Source organism: Mesorhizobium sp. CNPSo 4689, assembly GCF_057784325.1.
Genome location: NZ_JBWLUZ010000011.1, coordinates 127,302 through 147,413 on the forward strand (window position 1 = coordinate 127,302; position 20,112 = coordinate 147,413).

At 62.3% G+C, this 20,112-nt stretch carries 22 protein-coding genes and 3 tRNA genes; 13 read left to right on the forward strand and 12 right to left on the reverse strand.

Annotation, left to right across the window (positions count from 1 at the left end; translation table 11 throughout):
* Positions 1–14: 14 nt before the first annotated feature.
* Complete coding sequence (locus tag AC04SI_RS17390) at positions 15–716, forward strand: TetR/AcrR family transcriptional regulator (protein ID WP_404279314.1); 702 nt, start codon at positions 15–17, stop codon at positions 714–716.
* A 19-nt stretch (positions 717–735) separates the two neighbouring features.
* Here AC04SI_RS17390 and AC04SI_RS17395 read toward each other — a convergent pair whose 3' ends face one another.
* The 5 genes from AC04SI_RS17395 to AC04SI_RS17415 are packed head-to-tail and all read right to left on the reverse strand — an operon-like array spanning position 736 to position 5,304.
* Positions 736–1,497, reverse strand: coding sequence for an MBL fold metallo-hydrolase (locus AC04SI_RS17395; RefSeq protein ID WP_488474542.1), 762 nt, complete (start codon positions 1,495–1,497; stop codon positions 736–738).
* 2 nt (positions 1,498–1,499) lie between these two features.
* Positions 1,500–2,564 (reverse strand): ABC transporter ATP-binding protein, encoded by a 1,065-nt coding sequence (locus tag AC04SI_RS17400; RefSeq protein WP_488474543.1) that lies wholly within the window; start codon positions 2,562–2,564, stop codon positions 1,500–1,502.
* On the reverse strand, positions 2,561–3,343 hold the full coding sequence (locus AC04SI_RS17405) for an ABC transporter permease (protein WP_404279320.1): 783 nt from the start codon (positions 3,341–3,343) through the stop codon (positions 2,561–2,563). Before AC04SI_RS17405 ends, AC04SI_RS17400 begins: the two co-directional genes overlap by 4 nt.
* A 1-nt stretch (position 3,344) precedes the next feature.
* Complete coding sequence (locus AC04SI_RS17410) at positions 3,345–4,211, reverse strand: ABC transporter permease (protein WP_488474544.1); 867 nt, start codon at positions 4,209–4,211, stop codon at positions 3,345–3,347.
* Between the two features lie 13 nt (positions 4,212–4,224).
* Complete coding sequence (locus tag AC04SI_RS17415; RefSeq protein ID WP_488474545.1) at positions 4,225–5,304, reverse strand: polyamine ABC transporter substrate-binding protein; 1,080 nt, start codon at positions 5,302–5,304, stop codon at positions 4,225–4,227.
* A gap of 91 nt (positions 5,305–5,395) precedes the next feature.
* Here AC04SI_RS17415 and AC04SI_RS17420 point away from each other — a divergent pair, with 91 nt between their 5' ends.
* On the forward strand, positions 5,396–6,043 hold the full coding sequence (locus tag AC04SI_RS17420; protein ID WP_488474546.1) for a TetR/AcrR family transcriptional regulator: 648 nt from the start codon (positions 5,396–5,398) through the stop codon (positions 6,041–6,043).
* A 224-nt stretch (positions 6,044–6,267) separates the two neighbouring features.
* On the opposite strand, the gene AC04SI_RS17425 is transcribed toward AC04SI_RS17420, so the two are convergent.
* Entirely contained in the window at positions 6,268–7,626 is a 1,359-nt protein-coding gene (locus AC04SI_RS17425) for a hypothetical protein (protein WP_488474547.1), read from the reverse strand.
* Between the two features lie 127 nt (positions 7,627–7,753).
* On the opposite strand from AC04SI_RS17425, the gene AC04SI_RS17430 reads away from it, so the two are divergent.
* A complete protein-coding gene (locus tag AC04SI_RS17430; protein WP_488474548.1) occupies positions 7,754–8,098 on the forward strand; it encodes a hypothetical protein in 345 nt (114 codons plus the stop codon).
* A 543-nt stretch (positions 8,099–8,641) separates the two neighbouring features.
* On the opposite strand, the gene AC04SI_RS17435 is transcribed toward AC04SI_RS17430, so the two are convergent.
* Together AC04SI_RS17435 and AC04SI_RS17440 are read right to left on the reverse strand one after the other, a co-directional pair.
* Positions 8,642–9,241, reverse strand: a complete 600-nt coding sequence (locus AC04SI_RS17435) for a cupin domain-containing protein (RefSeq protein WP_488474549.1) — start codon at positions 9,239–9,241, stop codon at positions 8,642–8,644.
* Positions 9,242–9,340: 99 nt separating this feature from the next.
* Positions 9,341–9,416 (reverse strand) — tRNA-Thr (locus AC04SI_RS17440).
* Positions 9,417–9,573: 157 nt separating this feature from the next.
* Here AC04SI_RS17440 and AC04SI_RS17445 point away from each other — a divergent pair.
* The 3 genes from AC04SI_RS17445 (at position 9,574) to AC04SI_RS17455 (ending at position 11,035) form a co-directional block, all read left to right on the forward strand.
* Positions 9,574–9,741 carry a hypothetical protein gene (locus tag AC04SI_RS17445; RefSeq protein ID WP_488474550.1) on the forward strand — a complete coding sequence of 56 codons (168 nt, stop codon included), beginning with the start codon at positions 9,574–9,576 and terminating at the stop codon, positions 9,739–9,741.
* 232 nt (positions 9,742–9,973) lie between these two features.
* Complete coding sequence (locus AC04SI_RS17450) at positions 9,974–10,282, forward strand: BA14K family protein (protein ID WP_488474551.1); 309 nt, start codon at positions 9,974–9,976, stop codon at positions 10,280–10,282.
* Between the two features lie 597 nt (positions 10,283–10,879).
* Entirely contained in the window at positions 10,880–11,035 is a 156-nt protein-coding gene (locus AC04SI_RS17455) for a hypothetical protein (protein WP_488474552.1), read from the forward strand.
* Between the two features lie 76 nt (positions 11,036–11,111).
* On the opposite strand, the gene AC04SI_RS17460 is transcribed toward AC04SI_RS17455, so the two are convergent.
* Both AC04SI_RS17460 and bhcR read right to left on the reverse strand, forming a co-directional pair.
* Positions 11,112–11,597 carry a YbaK/EbsC family protein gene (locus AC04SI_RS17460; protein WP_488474553.1) on the reverse strand — a complete coding sequence of 162 codons (486 nt, stop codon included), beginning with the start codon at positions 11,595–11,597 and terminating at the stop codon, positions 11,112–11,114.
* 65 nt (positions 11,598–11,662) lie between these two features.
* Positions 11,663–12,547, reverse strand: coding sequence for an HTH-type transcriptional regulator BhcR (bhcR, locus tag AC04SI_RS17465; RefSeq protein WP_488474554.1), 885 nt, complete (start codon positions 12,545–12,547; stop codon positions 11,663–11,665).
* Positions 12,548–12,749: 202 nt separating this feature from the next.
* Between bhcR and gcl the strand changes: the two genes are divergently transcribed.
* The 3 genes from gcl to AC04SI_RS17480 all read left to right on the forward strand — a co-directional run bounded on the left by gcl (position 12,750) and on the right by AC04SI_RS17480 (position 16,433).
* On the forward strand, positions 12,750–14,531 hold the full coding sequence (gene gcl, locus AC04SI_RS17470; RefSeq protein WP_488474555.1) for a glyoxylate carboligase: 1,782 nt from the start codon (positions 12,750–12,752) through the stop codon (positions 14,529–14,531).
* A 27-nt stretch (positions 14,532–14,558) separates the two neighbouring features.
* A complete protein-coding gene (hyi, locus tag AC04SI_RS17475; protein ID WP_488474556.1) occupies positions 14,559–15,356 on the forward strand; it encodes a hydroxypyruvate isomerase in 798 nt (265 codons plus the stop codon).
* Positions 15,357–15,440: 84 nt separating this feature from the next.
* Entirely contained in the window at positions 15,441–16,433 is a 993-nt protein-coding gene (locus tag AC04SI_RS17480) for a 2-hydroxy-3-oxopropionate reductase (RefSeq protein ID WP_488474557.1), read from the forward strand.
* Between the two features lie 55 nt (positions 16,434–16,488).
* Here AC04SI_RS17480 and AC04SI_RS17485 read toward each other — a convergent pair whose 3' ends face one another.
* Positions 16,489–17,346, reverse strand: coding sequence for a TrmH family RNA methyltransferase (locus AC04SI_RS17485; RefSeq protein WP_488474558.1), 858 nt, complete (start codon positions 17,344–17,346; stop codon positions 16,489–16,491).
* A 211-nt stretch (positions 17,347–17,557) separates the two neighbouring features.
* On the opposite strand from AC04SI_RS17485, the gene AC04SI_RS17490 reads away from it, so the two are divergent.
* From AC04SI_RS17490 to AC04SI_RS17500, 3 genes are all read left to right on the forward strand, one after another.
* Positions 17,558–17,642 (forward strand) — tRNA-Tyr (locus AC04SI_RS17490).
* Positions 17,643–17,669: 27 nt separating this feature from the next.
* Positions 17,670–17,743, forward strand: a tRNA-Gly gene (locus tag AC04SI_RS17495).
* A gap of 245 nt (positions 17,744–17,988) precedes the next feature.
* A complete protein-coding gene (locus AC04SI_RS17500) occupies positions 17,989–18,795 on the forward strand; it encodes a sulfotransferase family 2 domain-containing protein (protein WP_488474559.1) in 807 nt (268 codons plus the stop codon).
* Positions 18,796–18,798: 3 nt separating this feature from the next.
* Here AC04SI_RS17500 and AC04SI_RS17505 read toward each other — a convergent pair whose 3' ends face one another.
* Positions 18,799–19,680, reverse strand: coding sequence for a DMT family transporter (locus AC04SI_RS17505; RefSeq protein WP_488474560.1), 882 nt, complete (start codon positions 19,678–19,680; stop codon positions 18,799–18,801).
* Between the two features lie 283 nt (positions 19,681–19,963).
* On the opposite strand from AC04SI_RS17505, the gene AC04SI_RS17510 reads away from it, so the two are divergent.
* Positions 19,964–20,112, forward strand: a 149-nt coding sequence (locus AC04SI_RS17510; protein WP_232375805.1) for a GTP-binding protein, incomplete at its 3' end; no start/stop codon positions are given.

Here is a 20,112-nt window from a genome sequence, read left to right on the forward strand (position 1 = left end):
AAGGCCGGATGAGAATGGCAGAACGCAAGGCAACCGCGGCAGCGGAGAAACGCAGGGTTGCGATGGCTGAGGGCAGGGGGTCGGCGAACGATGCCGCTCCGAAAGACCGCCGGCGCGAACGCGGCGAGGCGAGCGTTCAGCGCATCATCGATGCCACCATCGACCTCATCGCCGAGGAAGGTCTGGCCAGCGTCACCATGCAGCGCATCGCCGAGCATGTCGGCTCCTCCAACGCGCTGGTGGTGTTCCATTTTCGCAGCAAGGAGAACCTGTTTCGCGCCGTCCTGCAGTATCTCAGCGATCGGTACGACGAGCTTTGGGCGACGCTGGTACGGGCGCCCGGCCTGTCGCCGGTCGAGCGGTTGATGGGCGCGGTCGAGTGCGCGCAGCGGTTTGCTCGGCAGCATCCGAAATGGGTTTCGGTCTTTGTAGTGTTCTCCAGCGACCGCAAGAGCATGCAGATCTACAACGAGATCGGCCTGCCCAGCGATCTCAGCTATAATGCCGAGGCGCGCGATCTGCTGATCGAAATCAAGCGCAGCGGCGGCTACACCGAGGTCGACCCGGACACGCTGGCTGAAAGCCTCAACTATCTCGTCCATGGCGCATGGTTCTGGGATCACCTCAACCCGCCGGCGGGCCAATCCGATGTGCTGCGCAAGACCATGCTGATGCTGCTGCATCAGGCGTTTCCGCGCCATTTCGATCTGGCGTGACAGATCGGGTTGCGGCCGCCTATCTGGGCTGCAGCAGGTGGCAGCCGGCCTGGCGCTTTTGCGCGAGATACTCTTCGATCAGCTGTCGGTAGCGGACTTTGCCGAAGCTCGGGAAATGGCCGCCATGCACGACCGAGACGTCGAGGTCGCGCATGTTGGGCAGCGTCGCCACATAGTCATCAACGACCGAGTGGTAGACATCGTCGATCAGCGGGCCATCATAGATGATGTCGCCGGATAACAGGATGCCCGTCCTGTTTTCGTAGAGCGCGATGCCGCCGGGCGAATGGCCGGGCGTGTGGATGACCTCGAAGGCGCGGTCGCCGAGATCGACAACATCGCCGTTCTCCAGTAGGCGGTCGGCCGGCGCCGGCAGGATTTTGTAGCGCGCCGTCTCCCAGCCTTGCGGCATGCCATCGAACATCTCGTCGGTGGCGTAGCGGTCGGCCACCGTCCATTCGTTGCGCGGATCTGCGAGGATCTTTGCTTCGGCCCGATGCACGCAGCGGTCGGGGAATTCGTGATGGCAGCCGATATGGTCGAAATGCGTGTGGCTGGCGACGCAAGTGAGCTTTCGCTCCGTCACCAGCGGCACGTGGGAGCGCAGGCTGAAATGCCCGAGGCCGGTGTCGAACAGCAGGTCGCGGTCGCGGCCGCGCACATGCCAGATGTTGCAGCGGAAGAACGGCTTTATCCACGGCTCGTGGATCAGCGTCACGCCGTCGCCCATGCGGATGGTTTCGTACCAGTCCGGAGCGTCGATGACCGGAAGCGTGCCCATACTCAGTCCGTCAGCAGGATGATGTCGCCAGCGTTGCATGAAACGGCGATCGTGTCGCCCGGCTGGACAGCCGCCGCGGCGGGAGCCTTGACGATGAACTGGAGCGCAGGATCCTGCGTTGAGGCGGCCAACACGCGTTTGAAGCTGCCTTGGAAGACGACGTCGCTGACCGTCCCCGTGCCGAGCGCAATATCGCCCCCAGCCTCGCCGAGGACCAAATGCTCCGGCCGGATGGCGAGGGCGACTTTCGCGCCGGCCGGCGGCGTGCCGGGCAGCGAAACCGGGCCTGCTGGTGTTGCGACCGTAACTGTCCCGTTCTTCGCCTCCGTCACGGTTCCGGAGAGGATTGTGCTTTCGCCCATGAAGGTGGCTGAAAAGCGCGTCGCCGGCCGCGCATAGACACGCTCGGGCGGACCTTCGTCCTCGATGCGACCGTCATTCATCACCACGCAATGGTCGGCCAGCGCCATCGCTTCTTCCTGGTCGTGGGTGACATGGATGAAGGCAGTGCCGACGCGCTTCTGGATCGCCTTCAACTCGTCCTGCATCTGCCGGCGCAGTTTCAGGTCGAGCGCGCCGAGCGGCTCGTCGAGCAGAAGCACCGCCGGCTCGATCACCAGCGCACGCGCCAGCGCAACGCGCTGCCGCTGGCCGCCGGAGAGCTGATGCGGCTTCTTGTCGAAGGCGGACGCAAGCCCAACCAGCGCCAGCGCCTCTAGCGCCTTTGCCGCCCGTGTCGGGCCATCAACGCCCTGCATGCGCAGGCCAAAGCTGACATTGGCGCCGACGCTCATATGTGGAAACAGAGCATAGTCCTGGAACACGGTCGTCGTCGGGCGTTTCGCCGGCGGCACGGCGGTACAGTCCTCGCCGCGGATGAACACCTTGCCTTCGCTCGGCGTGACGAAACCGCCGAGGATGGAGAGCAGCGTCGTCTTGCCGGAGCCGGAGGGCCCGAGCAGGATGGTGTAGCTGCCGGGCTCGATTTTCAGCGAAACGTCCTTCAGCACCGGGTGCTGGCCAAAGCGATGCGAGACATTGCTGATGTCGACCAGGGGCGCGCTCATGCCGGCTTTCTCCGCAGCAATGTCAGTTCAAAAAGCACCACCAGGACGATGGACACGGCAAAGACCAGGGAGCCCACGGCGTTGGTCTTTGGGTTGAGACCTGAGCGCAGCAGGTTCCAGATTTCCACCGGCAGCGTGGTGTCGAAGCGGGTCAGCAGGAAGGAGATGACGAATTCGTCCCAGGAGAAGGTCATCGACAGGAAAAAGCTGGCGAAGATCGCCGGCGCCATCACCGGCACGGTGATCAAAAGCAGCACCTTCCATTCCGGCGCGCCGAGGTCGCGCGCGGCGCGTTCGATGTTGATCTGATGGTCGCCCATCTGGCTGTAGATGATCGCAAAGCAGAGCGGCAGGTTGATCACGACATGGCCGATGCCGGCGGCAAGCAGCGATTTCGGCAAGCCGGCCCAGTTGAACAGCACCAGAAGCCCCATGCCGATGATGAGATAGCTGACGGTGAGCGGCAGCGTGATCAGTCCGCGCAGCAGCGCCGAGGAAGGCAGGGTGAACCGCGCAAAACCCCAGGCGGAGAGGAAGCCGAGCGTAACGGCGGCAGCTGAGGAGAGGATGGCGACGATCAGCGAATTGACCAGCGCCGAGGTCAGCCGGGTGTCGGAGAGCACCGCGTCGTACCAGCGCAGCGACGGGCCGGTGAAGGGTGGTATCGGAAACGACGTCGCCTGCAGCGAAAACAGCACCAGCACGATGACCGGCAGAAAGATGAAGCCGTAGACGGCGAGGGCATAGAGCCAGGCGGCGATGCGGACAATCCGGCGCATCTCAGGCCCGCTCGATCTTCAGCCAGCGGGCGCAGGCGAGGTAGGCGACTGTGACGACCGCCATCAGGATGATCGACAGCGCCGACGCCAGTGGGAAGTCGCCGCGCCGGCCGATCTGCATCATCACCAGCTGCGGCATCAAAAGCTCGTTGTTGCCGCCCAAAATCTGCGGCGTGATGTAGTCGCCGATGCAGAGCACGAAGGTGAGAAAGGCGCCGACCATGATGCCGGGCAGGGTCAGCGGCAGCACGACATGAAGGAAGGTGCGCACCGGCCCGGCGCCGAGATCGGCGGCGGCCTTGCGATAGCTCGGGCTGAGCTGCTTCAGATTGGCGAAGATGGTCAGCGTCAACAGCATGACGAAGAAATGCACGAAGCCGGTGACAGTGGCGAAACGGGTGTTGGCGAGCTGCAGCGGCTCGCCGACCAGGCCGAGGCCGGTCAGCGTGCGGTTGATGACGCCGTTCTGCGCCAGCACCAAAAGCCAGGAATAGGAGCGCACGACATAGGAGGTCCAGAACGGCAGCACGGCCAGCATCAGCGCCAGCCGCTGCCAGCGCTCGGGCACCTGTTCGGCGAGGATCCAGGCAAAGGGGTAGGCGAGCAGCACCGAGACGACGGTGACGATCGCCGTCACCTGCAGCGAGTTCACCATCGCGCGCCAGTAGGACGGATCGGTGAAGAACTGGCTGTAGTTGGCAAAAGTGAAGCCGCCGCCTTCATGCGCCGTGAGGCTGGAAAACCCCATGGCGATGAAGGGCAGCACGAAGAACAGCAATGTCCAACCGAGCGCCGGCGTGACCAGCGCCCAGGGCAGGGCGTGGCCCGCCCGGGGCAGGGCACGCACGCTGTTGGTGACAGTGCTCATCACCGGCTGCCGATCACTGCGCCTGCAGCATTTCGGTCCAGACGTCCTGCATCTTCTTGTCGAGATCGGCATTCGGCGCTGGGTAGGACTGGGCGCGGGCGAGGAAGTCCGGCTGCTCGTCAAAGCGCAGGATCTTCTTCTGGTCGTCGGTCAGTGCTGCCTTGGCATTTGAAGGCATGCCCCAATAGCAGGCGGAGGTGGCAAGCCGCGCCTGGCCTTCCGGGCTCATAATGTACTGGATGAATTTCAGCGCCATGTCCTTGTTCTTGGAATCCTTGAACATGGCGAGCGACTGCGACCACAGCACCGCGCCTTCCTTGGGGATCGAGAAGTCGAGCGCCGGGTTTTCCTTGGCGAGGCCCGCCGTCACCCATTCGCCGCCGCCGACCAATATGTCGACCTCGCCGGTGGCCAAAGCGGTCTGGCTGGCGGTGACTTCGCCGACCAGCTTGGCATTGGCTTTCATCTTGAGAAGCTCGGCCTTGATGGCGGGAAGGTCAGCCTCGGTGAGTTCGGCCGTCTTCTTGCCGATTGCCAAGGCGGCCATGCCGATGACCGGCAAATAGTAGTCGTAGATGGCGATCTTGCCTTTGTATTTGTCGCTGGTGAGCGCGGCCAGCGACTGCATGTCGGCCGGATCGACCTTGGTCTTGTTGAAGCCAATGGTGTTGTAGCCGAACTTTTCCGTGATGCCGTAGCGCTTGCCGCCGACGACGGTCGAGCCGTCCATCTTCACCTGCGGGAACAGGTCGCCCAGCGGTAGCTTGTCTTCCGGCAGCGGCTCGAACAGACCCTTTTCGACGCCGCGCGGCACGTCGATCGAGTCGATCACCATCACGTCCCAGTCGCCGGGCTGCGACTGTTCTACGATGGCGAGACCGGCGCCGGTGCCCTCGAATTCCTTGACGTTGACTTTGACGCCATTGGCCTCCTCGAAAGGCTGCAGCAGGGCCGGATCGGCATGGTCGCACCAGATCAGCGCGTTGAGATCGGCGGCCTGAGCGCCCGTCGCGAGCAAAAGTGCCGTCGCAGCACATGCTGCGCGCAAATGGCTCTTCAGGGTGGAAAGCGGATTCGTGGTGTGTGCGGACATCGAGTGTTCTCCCTTGCCTTTGTGGCTTCTTGCAAAAAATTGAACCAATTCTAAAATTGAGTCAATTCTGTTTTCATGGCAAGAGGCTTTCATGAGCGGATTGCGGGCAAGGCAAAAGGCGGACAGGCACCGCCGCATCATCGAGGCGGCGGCGGCACTTTTCCGAGAGACCGGCTATGAGGGCGCCAAGATCGAGACCATCGCCGCGCAGGCCGAAGTGTCGATCGGAACGATCTACAACTACTACCAGAACAAGGGCGATATCCTCGGCGCCATCGTCTCGCTGGAGGTCAACGAGGTGCTCAATGCCGGACGTGGCGTCGTCGCCAACCCACCGGCCAATGTCGGCGATGCGCTGGACACGCTGCTCGGCATCTATGTCGAGCACTCGCTGCACTATCTCAGCAAGGAGATGTGGCGCCAAGCGATGGCGATCTCGACGCAGCTGCCCGACAGCCCGTTCGGCCAAGCCTATACCGGGCTCGACCGGGCGCTGACCGAGCAGATCCGCGCGCTGATCGCTCGGCTGCAGGCGCTTGGCCTGGTGCGCGCCGACATCGACGGGCCGGCGCTGGGCGAACTGGTCTTCAACAACATGAACATGATGTTCATCGAGTTCGTGAAGCGCGACGAGGCGAAGATACCGGAACTGCGCGCGGCGATTCGAAGGCAGAACCGGATTCTGGTTGCGGCGATTGTCGTGTGTGAGGAGTCAGGCGCAGACAGGAGAAATCTATGACGTCTTCAGCGAACTGGTTGACACAGGAATTGTTGAAGACCGCCATGAGGTTCCGCGCGATCTTGCCGAAGAGACATGGCACCGGATCGGCCATAGTGGACGAATTCCACATCGGGTACAGACCGCCAGAGCGACGGCGGAACGGGAATTCGGGCCACCACACGCAACGCGTCGTCGTGCGACGCGCTCGTGCTTCGTAGTGCCATGTGCGATCGCTTGAGCGATCATATGATGAACACGTCGTGATAGCTCAGGGCCGCCCCGGCCACTAGCTGGGCGATTTGCACCTGGTCGCTCGATTTCGAGCCATCGGGGTCATAGTACAAAATGCCCGTGGTCTGGTTGTAGAGCAGGTAATCGTTGCTGCTGGTGGCGTGTTCGCGCAACTCGAAATACGACGAGTTCACCTGCGTCGGGCTGGATAGGGAACCGGGGCCGAGCTTGGTGAAGACGGCATTGTCGAGATAAAGCGCGTCATCAGCCGCGTGGAAGTCGGTGAGTGTGTCGACATTGCCGGAGCCATAGGCCGTGTTAAACACGAAGGTGTCGTCGCCGGCGCCACCGGTCAGCACGTCGTTGCCACCCCCGCCCCACAGTGTGTCGTCGCCAGCCAGGGCATCATAGCTGTCGGCCGCGCCAGTGCCGACAAAAGTGTCGTTCTCGGTGGTCCCCTTGGCCGGGTCGCTCGGCGGTGTCGGAGGTGACGGAGGTGATGGTGGCGGGTCGGTCCCGTCATGGGCTGCATGCCAGGCTGCCTTGGCGTCGGCCCAGTAATCGCGGGCCGCCTGGCCTTCTAAGACCGTCCAGCCGGCGGGCGGCATTGGGTAATCGGACGGCAGCGGCGTGTCAGAGAGGTTGAGGTAGTAATTGCCGTGCGACTCGACCGTCTTGTCCCAGGCCCGCTGCAGCCGCTCCATGCCGTTGTGGTTGACGTCGGTGATCGCCACCACACAATCGATAAAGTGCAGACTGGGCACGACATCGTCAGAGCCTGTGCCCTTGTCGAGTTTGAACGGCGAGCCGTGGGTCATCTCGCCTTTGCGAAGGTACTCTTTCATGCCCAGAAGCATGCCCTCCATGATGACCGTGTTGTCAGACCCATCCACGTCACCGTCACCGAGGCTCACTCCGGAAAACACGTTGTCGAACAGGGAATCCCGGATGGTGCCGCCGATGACGTCGTCGTCCTCGACCGCGTCGTCTCGGGAGTAGCCGACATAGCAATCGTCGATGAGGAAGGTGCCAGTGCCGCCGACACGGATGCCATCCCAGGGCTTGGTGATCGTCCAGTCGTCGATGACAAAGCTGTAGGCTGAATTTACACGGACTGCGGCGGAGTTGATGTAAATGCTCTCCCAGTCGCCGGTTTGGGAAACCGTGCCGTTGATCGTGCCGCCCAAAACTAGGAGGTTGTCGCCGGGGCCGGTGATCGAGAAGGGATAGCGGTTGGTGGGACTTCCCTCATTCGCGACGATCCACGAGGCGTTAGTGGCATCGATAATGGTGTCGGCGGCCAGACTGGATGGTTTGTAGCTGCTGTAGCCATAGTCGCCGCTCAAGACAATGGTGCTTGTAAGGGCCATGCTTGGCCACCTTTCACACCCCCGCCGTCTCCGCTCAAATGCCTGAAGCCAGAAAGGCCTGCACCCACCAAAGCCCCGTTGCCGGTATCGCGCAAATCACAAAATTTAACAAAATACAAAATATCGGATGGTGATCGGCATCTATATCGAGCACTCGCTGCACTATCTCAGCAAGGAGATGTGGCGGCAGGCGATGGCGATCTCGACGCAATTGCCCGACAGCCCGTTCGGCCAGACCTACACCGGGCTCCACCGGGAGCTGACCGAGCAGATCCGGGCACAGGTCGCCCGGCTGCAAGAGATCGGCCTGGTGCGCGCCGACATCGACGGGCCGGCACTCGGCGAACTGGTCTTCAACAACATGAACATGATGTTCATCGAGTTCGTGAAGCGCGACGAGGCGAAGATACCGGAACTGCGGGCGGCGATACGGAGGCAGAACCGGATTTTGGTGGCGGCGATTGGGGTGTGAATCACGTCGACCATGACCGGCGTCAAGTGGCCAAAGCATGCTCTCACCTGGCTTTTGCTTTATAGGAGCAGCAAGGCTCAGCGAACGCCTGCAAAGCAGGCTGGATCGAAGAACGATGGTGCCGAACGGCGCTCGCACGTCCCTGCCGGGCCGCACTACGGCTTTTTGCTTAGGAACTGTGACTGAGAGCGGCGGTTTCGGAGGGGTAAAATATGATCAAGATGCTCTTCGAATACGGGAGGGCGCGCCATGGGAATGCTTCGACCACAACCCAAGCCCAAAAGGGTCTACCCAAATAGCGACCGTTTCGAAGAAAACGGCCGGATTGCCGCGATCTTGCTCGTCATTGCTGCCGCGACTGTCGCAATCTCTGTCATACGCTCGTTACCCTTTTAGATCGTCTCGCAGCAGGCTGCGATGGAGACGGGCGGCGCGCTCAATCCGGATCAGTGGGAACAGCACTTGTCGGATCGATCGAAGCCGCAGTGCTGCCGAGCGCATCGGAAGGCCCTCCCTTCAGGGTCGTGAATTCCGACATGTCTGTCAGCGCTCCGCTACCAAAGCGAGGATTTCGGGGGCCGGGGTGACATGTGCGTGGGGTCTGCAGAGATCAGGGTCGATCGCCCGATATCCGAGCAGACTGGCGAGTGGCGCCAGGATTGCGAGCGCCACCCGCTGAACCGCGGGTGGAGGCTGCGTGAAGACGATCACGTCGGCAAATTCCCTGGCGATGACTGCCGCCTGAAGCAGGAAAGGTTTTCCTTTCTTGTCCACCCGACCGGCATTGGCGAGGCCGAAGAGCATGCCGATCAGCAGCTCGAAGCGGTTCGGATCAATATGGTCCGCGCCTTGTGCCCGTTCGATTTCGATCAGGACGTGTGCCTCGTCGGTCCTGCTGCTGTTCCACCAATCGTGCACCACGCCTGCCTCGACCGTTGCCGATTGGCTGGGCTCCAGGGAAAATATCTTCCCCGCGATGGAGGCATCGAGCCGGCCGCTGACGACGGTAAGCCGTTCAATCATGTTCGGATGGAAGTGCTCGCCCACGACCGCGGCTCCGGGTCGAGCGGTCAAATGAACGATGCCTGGCCCCTGGCTGCGGTCTTCGGTGCCACGCAGGATCACGGCAAATTCGCCGGTCACCTTGTTCTCGTAGACGTCTCCACAACGTGACATGGATCATCTCGTATCTCAGGAATGCCGGCGCATCGAAAACAGGAGATTGACGTTCTAGCTGCGAACTGGTGCCCCCGGACGGAATCGAACCGCCGACCTTCGGTTTACAAAACCGCTGCTCTACCAGCTGAGCTACAAGGGCACGGCGCTCCGGTAGCATATTTCGTGCGCCAGTAAAGTCAAAACTCCATTCTTGGTTGCTAATGGACCCTGTCGAGGCGGCAGTGCAGGCATGCTGAAAACCGCCAATTCGTTTCCTACATATGATGGAGGTGCAATCGCCTTAGCGAGGGTGTCGTATGATCAGATTCGTCATCATTCTTCCGCTTGTCGTGGTGGCCTTTCTTCTCCTGGTCAGGCTCATCAAGGATGTGAAGAACGCCAGTATCGACTGGACCGGCGTCACCACCATCATCGGCTTCATCGCTCTGGCCTTCTGGCTGCGCCATGTCACCGGCATGGGGTAGAATAGGGGAGTAGTGAATAGTCGGTAGTAACCGCAGCCTGTCTTGCGCGGTGTCACTAAACCGCTGACACCTGCGCCGGCAGACCGACAGCGCGGTCCAACGAGTGCCCAAAAGAACGCCTGAGCCCCCTTGGCGAAAAAAATCAAAGATTTGTCGAACCTTTTTCCGGCTCGCTGCGACTGACGATCAAGAGGTGGATGGATCGCCTCTCCAACGAAACCAGGAGATCGTCATGTTCAAGCGCACACTCGTTTCCGGCCTGATCGCCACCACCGTCGCCGCCGCCGCGCTGGCCGGCACCATCCAGCCCTCGGCCGCCCACGGCCATCATCACCACCGCGAAATCGGCATCGGCATTGCCGCCGGCGTCGGCGGGTTTGTCCTTGGCAGCCTTCTCTCCCAGCAGCCGCGCCCGGTCTATGTCGAGGACTATGGCGAGTCGCGCCACGTCCGCCGCTGCCTCGCCCGCTATGCCAGCTACGACCCGTACTCCGACACCTATGTCGGCTATGACGGCTATCGCCACTACTGCCGGCTCTGAGAGGAGGTGAACCGCTTCAGGCAAATGCAAGAAGGGGCTCCCTCCGTGGCCCCTTTTTTCGCTGCCTCGGTGGTTCGGCTCTTGTTGGATAGGTCGACTGTCAATGTCGGCGCCGCCCCTCATCTGCCTGCCGGCATCTTCTCCCCGTATAGTGACGGGGAGAAGGGGCTGGCCGCAGACTCGGCGCTCTTCTTGCAACGCTGGAGATTGGCGAAACCATCGATGATCGCGCCCTTCTCCCCGTTCACGGGGAGAAGGTGCCGGCAGGCAGAAGAGGGGCAGCGCAGACCTGAAGCGATTGTGTACGACTTCGCTAGTCGGCCGTTGCCCGCGCTCGGCGGTGTACAGCGATTTTCCGAACGTTTAATCTCTCCTCCACGGCCAACGGAGAGGAGGGACCCTTGGACGAACATGATCCGAAGGAAGACCTGATCGAGCTGGTTTTTCGCAACGGCACGGTCACCACCGTCGGCATTCTGCTGGCGTTTTCACTGGGCTTCATCACCCATTGGGCCGCCAACCCGATCCCCTGGCAAACCTACCATCTGCTCGCCGTCGTGCCTGATCGGCATCGCGCTGCAGATGCGGGCGCTGTCGATGCTGCTCGATGTCCAGTCGCTGCAAAGGCGCATCTACGAGCGCGCCAACCGCATCTTCATCGCGGGTCTCATCTTCACCGCAAGCGGCGTCGGGCTGGCGATCCTGCTCGATGTCTTCGAGGTTGCGGGCAAAAGTGCGCTGCCGGGCGGCTAAAGCGCGTCGCGCTTTAGCTCCTTGTTTTATGCATGTCGTTGTCCCAAAACCGCTGCACACTTTTGGGCGACATGCACTAGCGGGCCGCTGCTGCGCTCAAGCTGTCCTGGCAGATGTCGCACCATTCGGCGCCGACCAGTCCGGCCATGCGCTCGACGCCTATTCTCACCGCAGCATTGGTTGCGCCGGCCGCCGGCACGACCTCTTCGAAGGCGCGCAGCGATACGTCGCAATAGACCGGCAGCGGCGAGGCGAGGCCGAAGGGGCAGACCCCGCCGACCGGGTGGCCGGTGATATCAGCCACCTGTTCGGCATCGAGCATGCGCGGCTTGCCGCCGAAGGCATCGCGCGTCTTGCGGTTGTCGATACGCGCGTCGCCACGGGCGACGACGAGCAGAACCCGGTCGCCGACGCGCATGCAGATGGTCTTGGCGATCTGCCCCGGCTCGACACCATGCGCCTCGGCCGCGAGGTTCACGGTCGCCGAGCTTGTCGGCGTTTCGATCACCTCGATGTCGGGGGCATGTTCGGCGAAGAAGGCTTTGACGGACTGGAGGCTCATCGTCTTCAGGTGGGGACTGTCGGCTTTGGAAGGTTGGCGCAGACTTGGCCGTCACCGGCCGCGTGTCAAGGCGAGCGCGCGGCTGTGATGTCGAAGAGTGATCCCGATGTATCGGCCCTGCCATGCGAGGACGGGTTCGAAAGGCCGCCGATCATCCTGGTGATTTCCGTCGCCGCCTCGCGCACCAACGGCCCGATCTCGGCCAGCCGCTCCTGCGTCACCCGCACCGTCGGCCCCGACACCGAAACGCCGCCGATCGGCTCGCCGAACTCGTTGAAGATGGCGGCGGCGACGCAGCGCATGCCGGGATGCCGCTCCTCGTCATCGACGGACCAGCCGCGCAGCTTGATCCGCACCAAGTCGTGGGCCAGCGCCGAGATGTCGGACAGCGTGTTTTCGGTAAAACGCTCCAGCCCCGCCTTGCGCAGGATGGCGCCGACGCGTTCGGGCTCCAGATGCGCCAGCACCGCCTTGCCGATGCCCGAGGCATGGAAGGAGCTGCGCGTGCCCGGTCGGAAGAAGGCGCGGATCGCCTGATGCGTCTCGACCTGGCTGACGAAGACGACGCAATCGTCCTCGGCGACGCCGAGATTGGCGGTCTCGCCGGTCTTTTCCATCAATTCCTGCATGACGATGCGGGCGCGGTCGACCAGCTTGCGGCGGCGCAGGAACGCCGCGCCCATGCGATAGGTTTCGACGCCGATCGACCACAGCTGGTCGGTGCTCTCGAACTCGACCATGCCGTGGTTTTGCAGGGTCGTCAGCATGCGGTAGGCGGTCGACGCGGCGAGGCCGCTCTGCGCGGCGATCTCGCTTAGCGACAGGCCGGCGCCTTCGGCAACGATGGCCAGGATGCGGAGCGCCCGGTCGAGTGACTGCACCGAAGCAGCCTCGATTGGGCCGTTGAAAGCGCGCGGGCGTCCGCGCTGGCGTTTTTCGGTCGTTTCCATGGCGGTATTCTTGCCGATTTCGCCAAACAAGCAATGAAAAAGTTTTTCACTCGTCTGCGCGGTTGAATTGTGGAAAACGGAAAACCCAATAAAATCAGTTTGTAGTCGCCGCTTTCTATAAATGAAAAAATATTCTGAAAAAGTTGAAAAATGGCGAGAACGCTGCCATCCTTGGCCATCAACACATTTGCGGAGGCTGGACATGGCCAGGATGCGCGCTGTCGACGCAGCGGTTCTCGTTCTCGAAAAGGAAGGCATCACTACGGCCTTCGGCGTGCCGGGTGCGGCGATCAACCCGTTCTATTCGGCGCTAAAGGCGAGGGGCACAGTCCGCCATATCCTGGCGCGCCATGTCGAAGCGGCCTCGCATATGGCCGAAGGCTATACGCGGACCAAGGCCGGCAACATCGGCCTGTGCATCGGCACGTCTGGCCCGGCCGGCACCGACATGATCACCGGGCTTTATTCGGCGGCGGCGGACTCCATCCCGATCCTGTGCATCACCGGCCAGGCGCCGCGTGCCAGGCTGAACAAGGAGGATTTCCAGGCCGTCGACATCGCCGCGATCGCAGCACCTGTTGCCAAATGGGCGGTCACGGTCATGGAGCCCTATCTGGTGCCGATGGCGCTGCAGAAGGCGTTTCATCTGATGCGCTCGTCGCGGCCGGGTCCGGTTCTCATCGACCTGCCGGTCGACGTGCAATTGGCCGAGATCGAGTTCGACATCGACGCCTATGAGCCGCTTGTCCCGTTCAAGCCGGCGATGACGCGCGCGCAGGCCGAGAAGGCGCTGGCGATGCTCAATGCGGCGGAAAAGCCGCTGATCGTAGCGGGGGGCGGCATCATCAATGCCGACGCCTCCGATCTCTTGATCGAATTCGCCGAGATCACCGGCGTGCCGGTCATCCCTACGCTGATGGGCTGGGGCACGATCCCCGACGACCACCGGCTGATGGCCGGCATGTGCGGGCTGCAGACCTCGCACCGCTACGGCAATGCGACCATGCTGGAAGCCGACTTCGTCTTCGGCATCGGCAACCGCTGGGCCAACCGCCACACTGGCTCGGTCGATGTCTACACCAAGGGCAAGAAGTTCATTCACGTCGATATCGAGCCTACGCAGATAGGCCGCGTCTTCGCGCCGGATCTCGGCGTGGTCTCAGATGCTGGTGCAGCGCTGAAGATATTGCTCGACGTCGCCACTGAATGGCGGACGGCCGGCAGACTGCGCGACTGGTCGGGCTGGGCGAAGGAATGCCAGCAGCGCAAGAAGACGATGAAGCGCAAGACGCATTTCGAGCAGGTGCCGCTAAAGCCGCAGCGCGTCTATGAGGAGATGAACAAGGCGTTCGGTCGCGACACCACCTATGTCACCACGATCGGCCTGTCGCAGATTGCCGGGGCGCAGTTCCTGCATGTCTACAAGCCGCGCAACTGGATCAATTGCGGCCAGGCCGGGCCGCTCGGCTGGACGCTGCCGGCAGCGCTCGGCGTGCGCGCCGCCGATCCCGACCGCACCATCGTGGCGCTGTCCGGCGACTACGACTTCCAGTTCATGATCGAGGAACTGGCGGTCGGCGCGCAGCACAAGCTGCCCTACATCCATGTCGTGGTGAACAATGCCTATCTCGGCCTGATCCGCCAGGCGCAGCGCGGCTTTTCGATGGATTTCGAGGTCAGCCTCGCCTTCGAGAACGTCAACCGCGCCAATGATCCCGAAGCCGGCTACGGTGTCGACCATGTCGCGGTCGCCGAGGCCATGGGCTGCAAGGCGGTCAGGGTGAGGAAGCCGGAGGAGTTCGCCGGCGCCTTCAAGCAGGCACAGCGGCTGATGAAGGAGCACCAGGTTCCTGTCGTGCTCGAATTCATCCTCGAGCGCGTCACCAACATTTCCATGGGCACGGAAATCGACAAGATCACCGAATTCGAGGAGCTTGCCGAAAGCCACGAGGATGCGCCGACTGCCATCGTGATGTTGGATTAGGCCCGGGCGGGAACAAGGAGAAAAAGAATGCCGCGTTTTTCAGCCAATCTGTCGATGCTCTTTGGCGAGCATGAGTTCCTCGATCGCTTCGATGCGGCGGCCCGCGCCGGGTTTAAGGGCGTCGAATATATCGGCCCCTATGACCATGCGCCTGAGGTGGTCGCGGCGCGGCTGAAGAAGAACGGCCTGACACAGGTGCTGTTCAATCTGCCGGCGGGCGACTGGGGCAAGGGTGAGCGCGGCATCGCCGTGCTGCCGGATCGGGTGCCGGAATTCCGGCAAGGCGTGGCCAAGGCGATCACCTATGCCCATGCACTTGGCTGCGAGCAGATCAACTGCCTTGCCGGCATCGCGCCGCAAGGTGCGGATCGCTCTGTGCTGGAGAACGTCTTTGCCGAGAACCTGGCTTTCGCGGCCGAGAAACTGGAACAGGCCGGCATCAGGCTTTTGATCGAGCCGATCAACACCCGCGACATTCCCGGTTTCTTCCTCACCCATTCCGATCAGGCGCTGGCGCTGATCGACCGCATCGGCTCGAAGAACCTGTTCCTGCAATACGACATCTACCACATGCAGATCATGGAGGGGGATCTCGCCCGTACCATCGAGGCAAACCTCGGCCGCATCGCGCATATCCAGCTTGCGGACAATCCCGGCCGTCACGAGCCGGGGACGGGCGAGATCAACTATCTCTTCCTCTACGAGCATATCGACCGCATCGGCTATTCCGGCTGGATTGGCGCCGAATACAAGCCGAAGGCGGCGACAGAGGCTGGGCTGGGGTGGTTCAGGGCGTTTGCCGGGCAGGGGAGCGCGGCGGCGTAGCGGGCGGGAATTGGCTCAACGTTTGCGCTGCCCCTCACCCTTACCCTCTCCCCGTATAGAGACGGGGAGAGGGGGTCGCTGGCGTTGGAATGCTTTCCTTCTCCCCGTCACTATACGGGGAGAAGGTGCCGGCAGGCGGATGAGGGGCAGCGCGAACTTTCGACGAACAAGACTTTCAGGAGAACAACAATGGAAACCATCGGCTTCATCGGCCTCGGCATCATGGGCGCACCGATGGCGGGGCATCTGCTGGATGCCGGCTACAAGGTCGTCGCCAGTGACCATCGCTCGAAGCCGCCGGCCGATCTCGTCAACAAGGGGCTGAAAACCGTCAGCGGTCATGACGCCGTGGCCAAGGCAGCCGACATCATCATCCTGATGGTTCCCGACACGCCGCAAGTGGCCGATGTGCTGTTCGGCGACAAGAGCGTCGCCTCCGGCCTGTCGAAGGGCAAGCTGGTCATCGACATGAGTTCAATCTCGCCAATCGCGACCAAAGAGTTCGCCAGGAAGATCAACGATCTCGGCTGCGACTATCTCGACGCGCCGGTTTCGGGCGGTGAGGTCGGTGCCAAGGCGGCATCGCTGACCATCATGGTTGGCGGCGAGCACAAGGCGTTCGAACGCGCCAAGCCGGTATTCGAAAAGATGGGCAAGAACATCACGCTGGTCGGGCCGAACGGCGTCGGACAGACGACCAAGGTCGCCAACCAGATTGTCGTCGCGCTGACCATTGAAGCCGTCGCCGAAGCGCTTGTTTTTGCATCAAAAGCCGGCGCCGACCCGGCCAAGGTCAGGCAGGCGCTGATGGGCGGGCTGGCGGCCTCGCGCATTCTCGAAGTCCATGGCGAGCGCATGGTCAAACGCACCTTCGCGCCGGGTTTTCGGATCGAACTGCACCAGAAGGATCTGAACCTGGCGCTGGAAGGCGCCAAGGCCCTCGGTGTCTCTCTACCCAACACCTCGACCACGCAGCAGCTGTTTAATTCCTGCGCGGCCAATGGCGGGGCGAAAGAGGACCACTCGGCGCTGGTTCGTGCACTGGAGCGGATGGCGGGGCATGAGGTTAGTGAGTAGTGAATGGTCAGTAGTGAATGGTCAGTAGTGAGTAGTCGCTATTTTTCACTACTTACTACTCACTGCTTGCTAGGAACTTCCTCGCCGCATAAAGGCTCACCGCAGCGGCATTCGACACGTTGAGCGATCTGATCGCACCGGGCAAGTCGAGGCGGGCCAGCGTCGTCACCGTCTCGCGCGTCTTCTGGCGCAGGCCCTTGCCCTCAGCGCCGAGCACCAGTGCGATCTTTTCGCCGGCGAAACTGGTTTCGAGTTCGGCCGGTCCGTCGGAATCGAGGCCGATGGTCTGGAATCCGGCCTCGTGCAGTTGTCCCAGCGCGTCGGCGAGGTTCTTCACTTCGATCTGGTCGATATGTTCCAGCGCGCCGGAGGCCGATTTCGCCAGCACACCGGATTCCTGCGGGCTGTGGCGGGCCGTGGTGATCAGCGCGCCGGCGCCGAAGGCAACCGCCGAGCGCAAGATGGCGCCGACATTGTGCGGGTCGGTGACCTGGTCGAGCACCAGGACCAGTTTTGTGTCGCCGAGCGCGTCGAGGCGCTTCGGCTTCAACGGCTCGGCCTCGATCAGTACGCCCTGATGCACGGCGTCCGAACCGGTGATCCTGTCGATCTCCTTCGGTTCGACCAGTTCGGCCTTGAAGGGCAAAGCGGCGAGATCGACGATCGCCAGCCGCTCGGCGGCGTTGCGCGTCACCAGCATTTTCCGGATCCGCCGGCGCGGATTGTCGAGGGCCGCCCGCACCGTGTGCAGGCCGTAAAGCCTGACCAGCCCGTCGGCCGCGTTCTCGCCGGGCGGCACTGGCTGGCGCGGCCGGAACGCCGGCGCGCCACCGGCCTTCTCGTCGCGGTGGGCGCGACGCAGCTTGGCGTAATGGGTGTCTCTCGGGGTCTTGGGCTTGGTGTCGTTGCTCATGGCCGGCTTCTATAGCCGTGTCGTCGGGCCGTGGATACTGGGAGAAAGCCGGCTTGCCGGGCGGGGTGTCAAATTCAGCGCATTTTGCCGAGAGGTTGCGGTTGACACCCAAAGGCCTTGCCGCCATAAGGCGCTTCGCTGATTTCGGACAAGACTAAGGTTTCGACCTGATCGGCGAGAATGCCTCGTTGCAAGGCTTCGACGGCAGGCTGGAGAGGTGCCCGAGTGGTTAAAGGGGACGGACTGTAAATCCGTTGGCTTAGCCTACGTTGGTTCGAATCCAACCCTCTCCACCACTGCCAGCCCGTAAGCCTTGAGACGATGCGGGTATAGCTCAGTGGTAGAGCAGCAGCCTTCCAAGCTGAATATGCGGGTTCGATTCCCGCTACCCGCTCCAGATTCCACCAAGATCATGATCACCGAGGCGCTGCGCGCCGTATGTCGTCGCCGGCTTCATCGGCGCAAGATCGTCAACAAAACCGGCCACAGCTCTTTTAGCGACTGCCTGAAAAGCATCCCGCCCTGCGGTTGGCAGGTCCAGCCCTCACGTGTACAGGCTGCGCGACGCCGCGGTGACTGGCGGCGTCACTGCAGGCCTCGGGTCGGGCGCGCTGGGTGCAAACAGATGCAGGGGGGACGGCAATGGCGATTGAATCGAAAGAGCTTGCGGTCACCTACTATCCGATCCCGAAAAGCGGCAGCAGCAGCGTCAAATATGCGTTGATTGCACTTGGCGGGAAGGACATCGATTTTCCCGACCCTGACAACGAAGTCCACAGCCATCTGCCGACAAATCATGTCGATCCCTTCCAGCCGCTTCGCGACGCGCACAAGCGCCGGTTCACCATCGTTCGCGATCCGCTGGAGCGGCTTCTCTCGGCCTATTCCAGCCGGATCCGCGACGCCCGGGTGATGACCAGGCCATCGGCTGATAAGGACAAGCTCGAAGGCTTCGGCATCCCCGTCGATCCGGATCTCGATACGTTCATCCTCAACATCGAGAAATATTGTGCGTGTTCGTGGGAGGTCCGGTTCCACGTCGCGTCGGTGCGCCATTTCACCGGCAGCAACCTGTTTCAGTTCGAGCGGGTCTTCAGGTTCGAGCGGATGGACGAGGTCGGCGCGTTTTTTTCTGCGCTCGGCGGACGGGTGCTGGATCTGCCTCGGCTGCAGGCGGCGGCAACGAAATTCGGGCCATCGGACATGTCGCCCGAGGCGCTGGCCAAGGCAATGCGGTTCTGCCGCTACGACTACGGCTTTCTGGTTGACTATTACGACCCAGGCAGATGGGGAGGCATTCCCGAGGGCGATGCCGGCGAACCCTCGACGCTGCATGTCTACGGCGATCCGGCAGCCTGGCGCGACGGTCGGCTCATTTTCCCCAGAACGCCGCGCAACCTCCTGCACTTCATGTCCAAGCGGCCGCTGGTCGAACGCGGCTTGGTCTAGAGATCAGGCGACGACGGTCAGCCGGCGCTTGCGCTCGTCGAGCGACACGATGGCGAGACCGCTTGCCACCACCAGCAGGATGCCGCAGACGGCAAGTGCATTGGGGAACTGCCCGAACACCAGCAGGCCGGAGATGACCGCCCAGACGGTGAAGCAATAGTAGAATGGCGCCACCGCGCTCGTCGGCCCGACGCGATAGGCCATGAAGATGAAGAAATGGCCGAAGATCAGGAAGAAACCGGCGCCTGCGATCAGCGCCAGGTGACGGGCCTCGGGCATCACCCATGGCTCGGAAACCAGATGCGCGGCGCCGGCGCCCACCAGCACCACCAGGACCGCTGACATGGCGACGATCATCCCCGGAACGTTTGCCCCGACCTTGCGGCCGGCGAGATCGCGTGCGGCCGACAGCGCCGCATTGCCGAGCGCCAGCAAGGCATAGACCGATATCCCTTGCATCGTCGGCTGCGCCACCATCACCGCGCCGATGAAGCCGAGTCCGATCAGCGCCATGCGTGCGCCGCCGATCCGTTCGCCGAACAGGATCGAGGAGCCGACCAGCATCAGCAGCGGCGTGATCTGCCCGAGCGCGGTGGCATCGGCGATTTGCATGTTGGCCAGCGCCACCACGTAGCAAAGGATCGCCGCCAGTTCGAGCAGGTTTCTGCGCAAAACCCTTTTGTCGAGGATCAGCGGCATCTGCTTGCCGAGCAGCAGCAACAGCGGTATCCCCCACAGGCTAGCGGCGACGCCGCGCAGAAACAGCACCTCGTAGGACGGCAGCCCTGAGGTCGCGAGTTTCATCATCGTGTCGTTGACCAGGTAGAACCCGGTCGAAACGACCATGAACAACGGGCCGCGGATGTTTGTGGGAATGAACTGCATCGGTCGAACAAATCAGACCGATGCGGCGACGGCAATGGGCCAGGCCCGCGCTGTAAATCCGGCAAGGGCAGGGGATTGCCGCTCTGACGAGCCGGGGCTCTCGCCTATTTCATTTCCTGGCTGGCGTTCCTATATCCACGCCATATCCCCCGAAAATCGGATCGCAGGTTCGGACCGACTGAGAGAGCGGTCAGCCACAAGGCACTTGTGTTTTGCAGCCGTAGTCGCTAATCGCCCCGCATTCGACTGAACTGAAGGTCCAGGCCGTCCAAGGAAAGAGACTATGGCAAAAGGTAAATTCGAGCGCACTAAGCCTCATGTGAACATCGGCACGATCGGCCACGTCGATCATGGCAAGACGTCGCTGACGGCGGCGATCACGAAGTATTTTGGCGAATACAAGCGCTATGACCAGATCGATGCGGCGCCGGA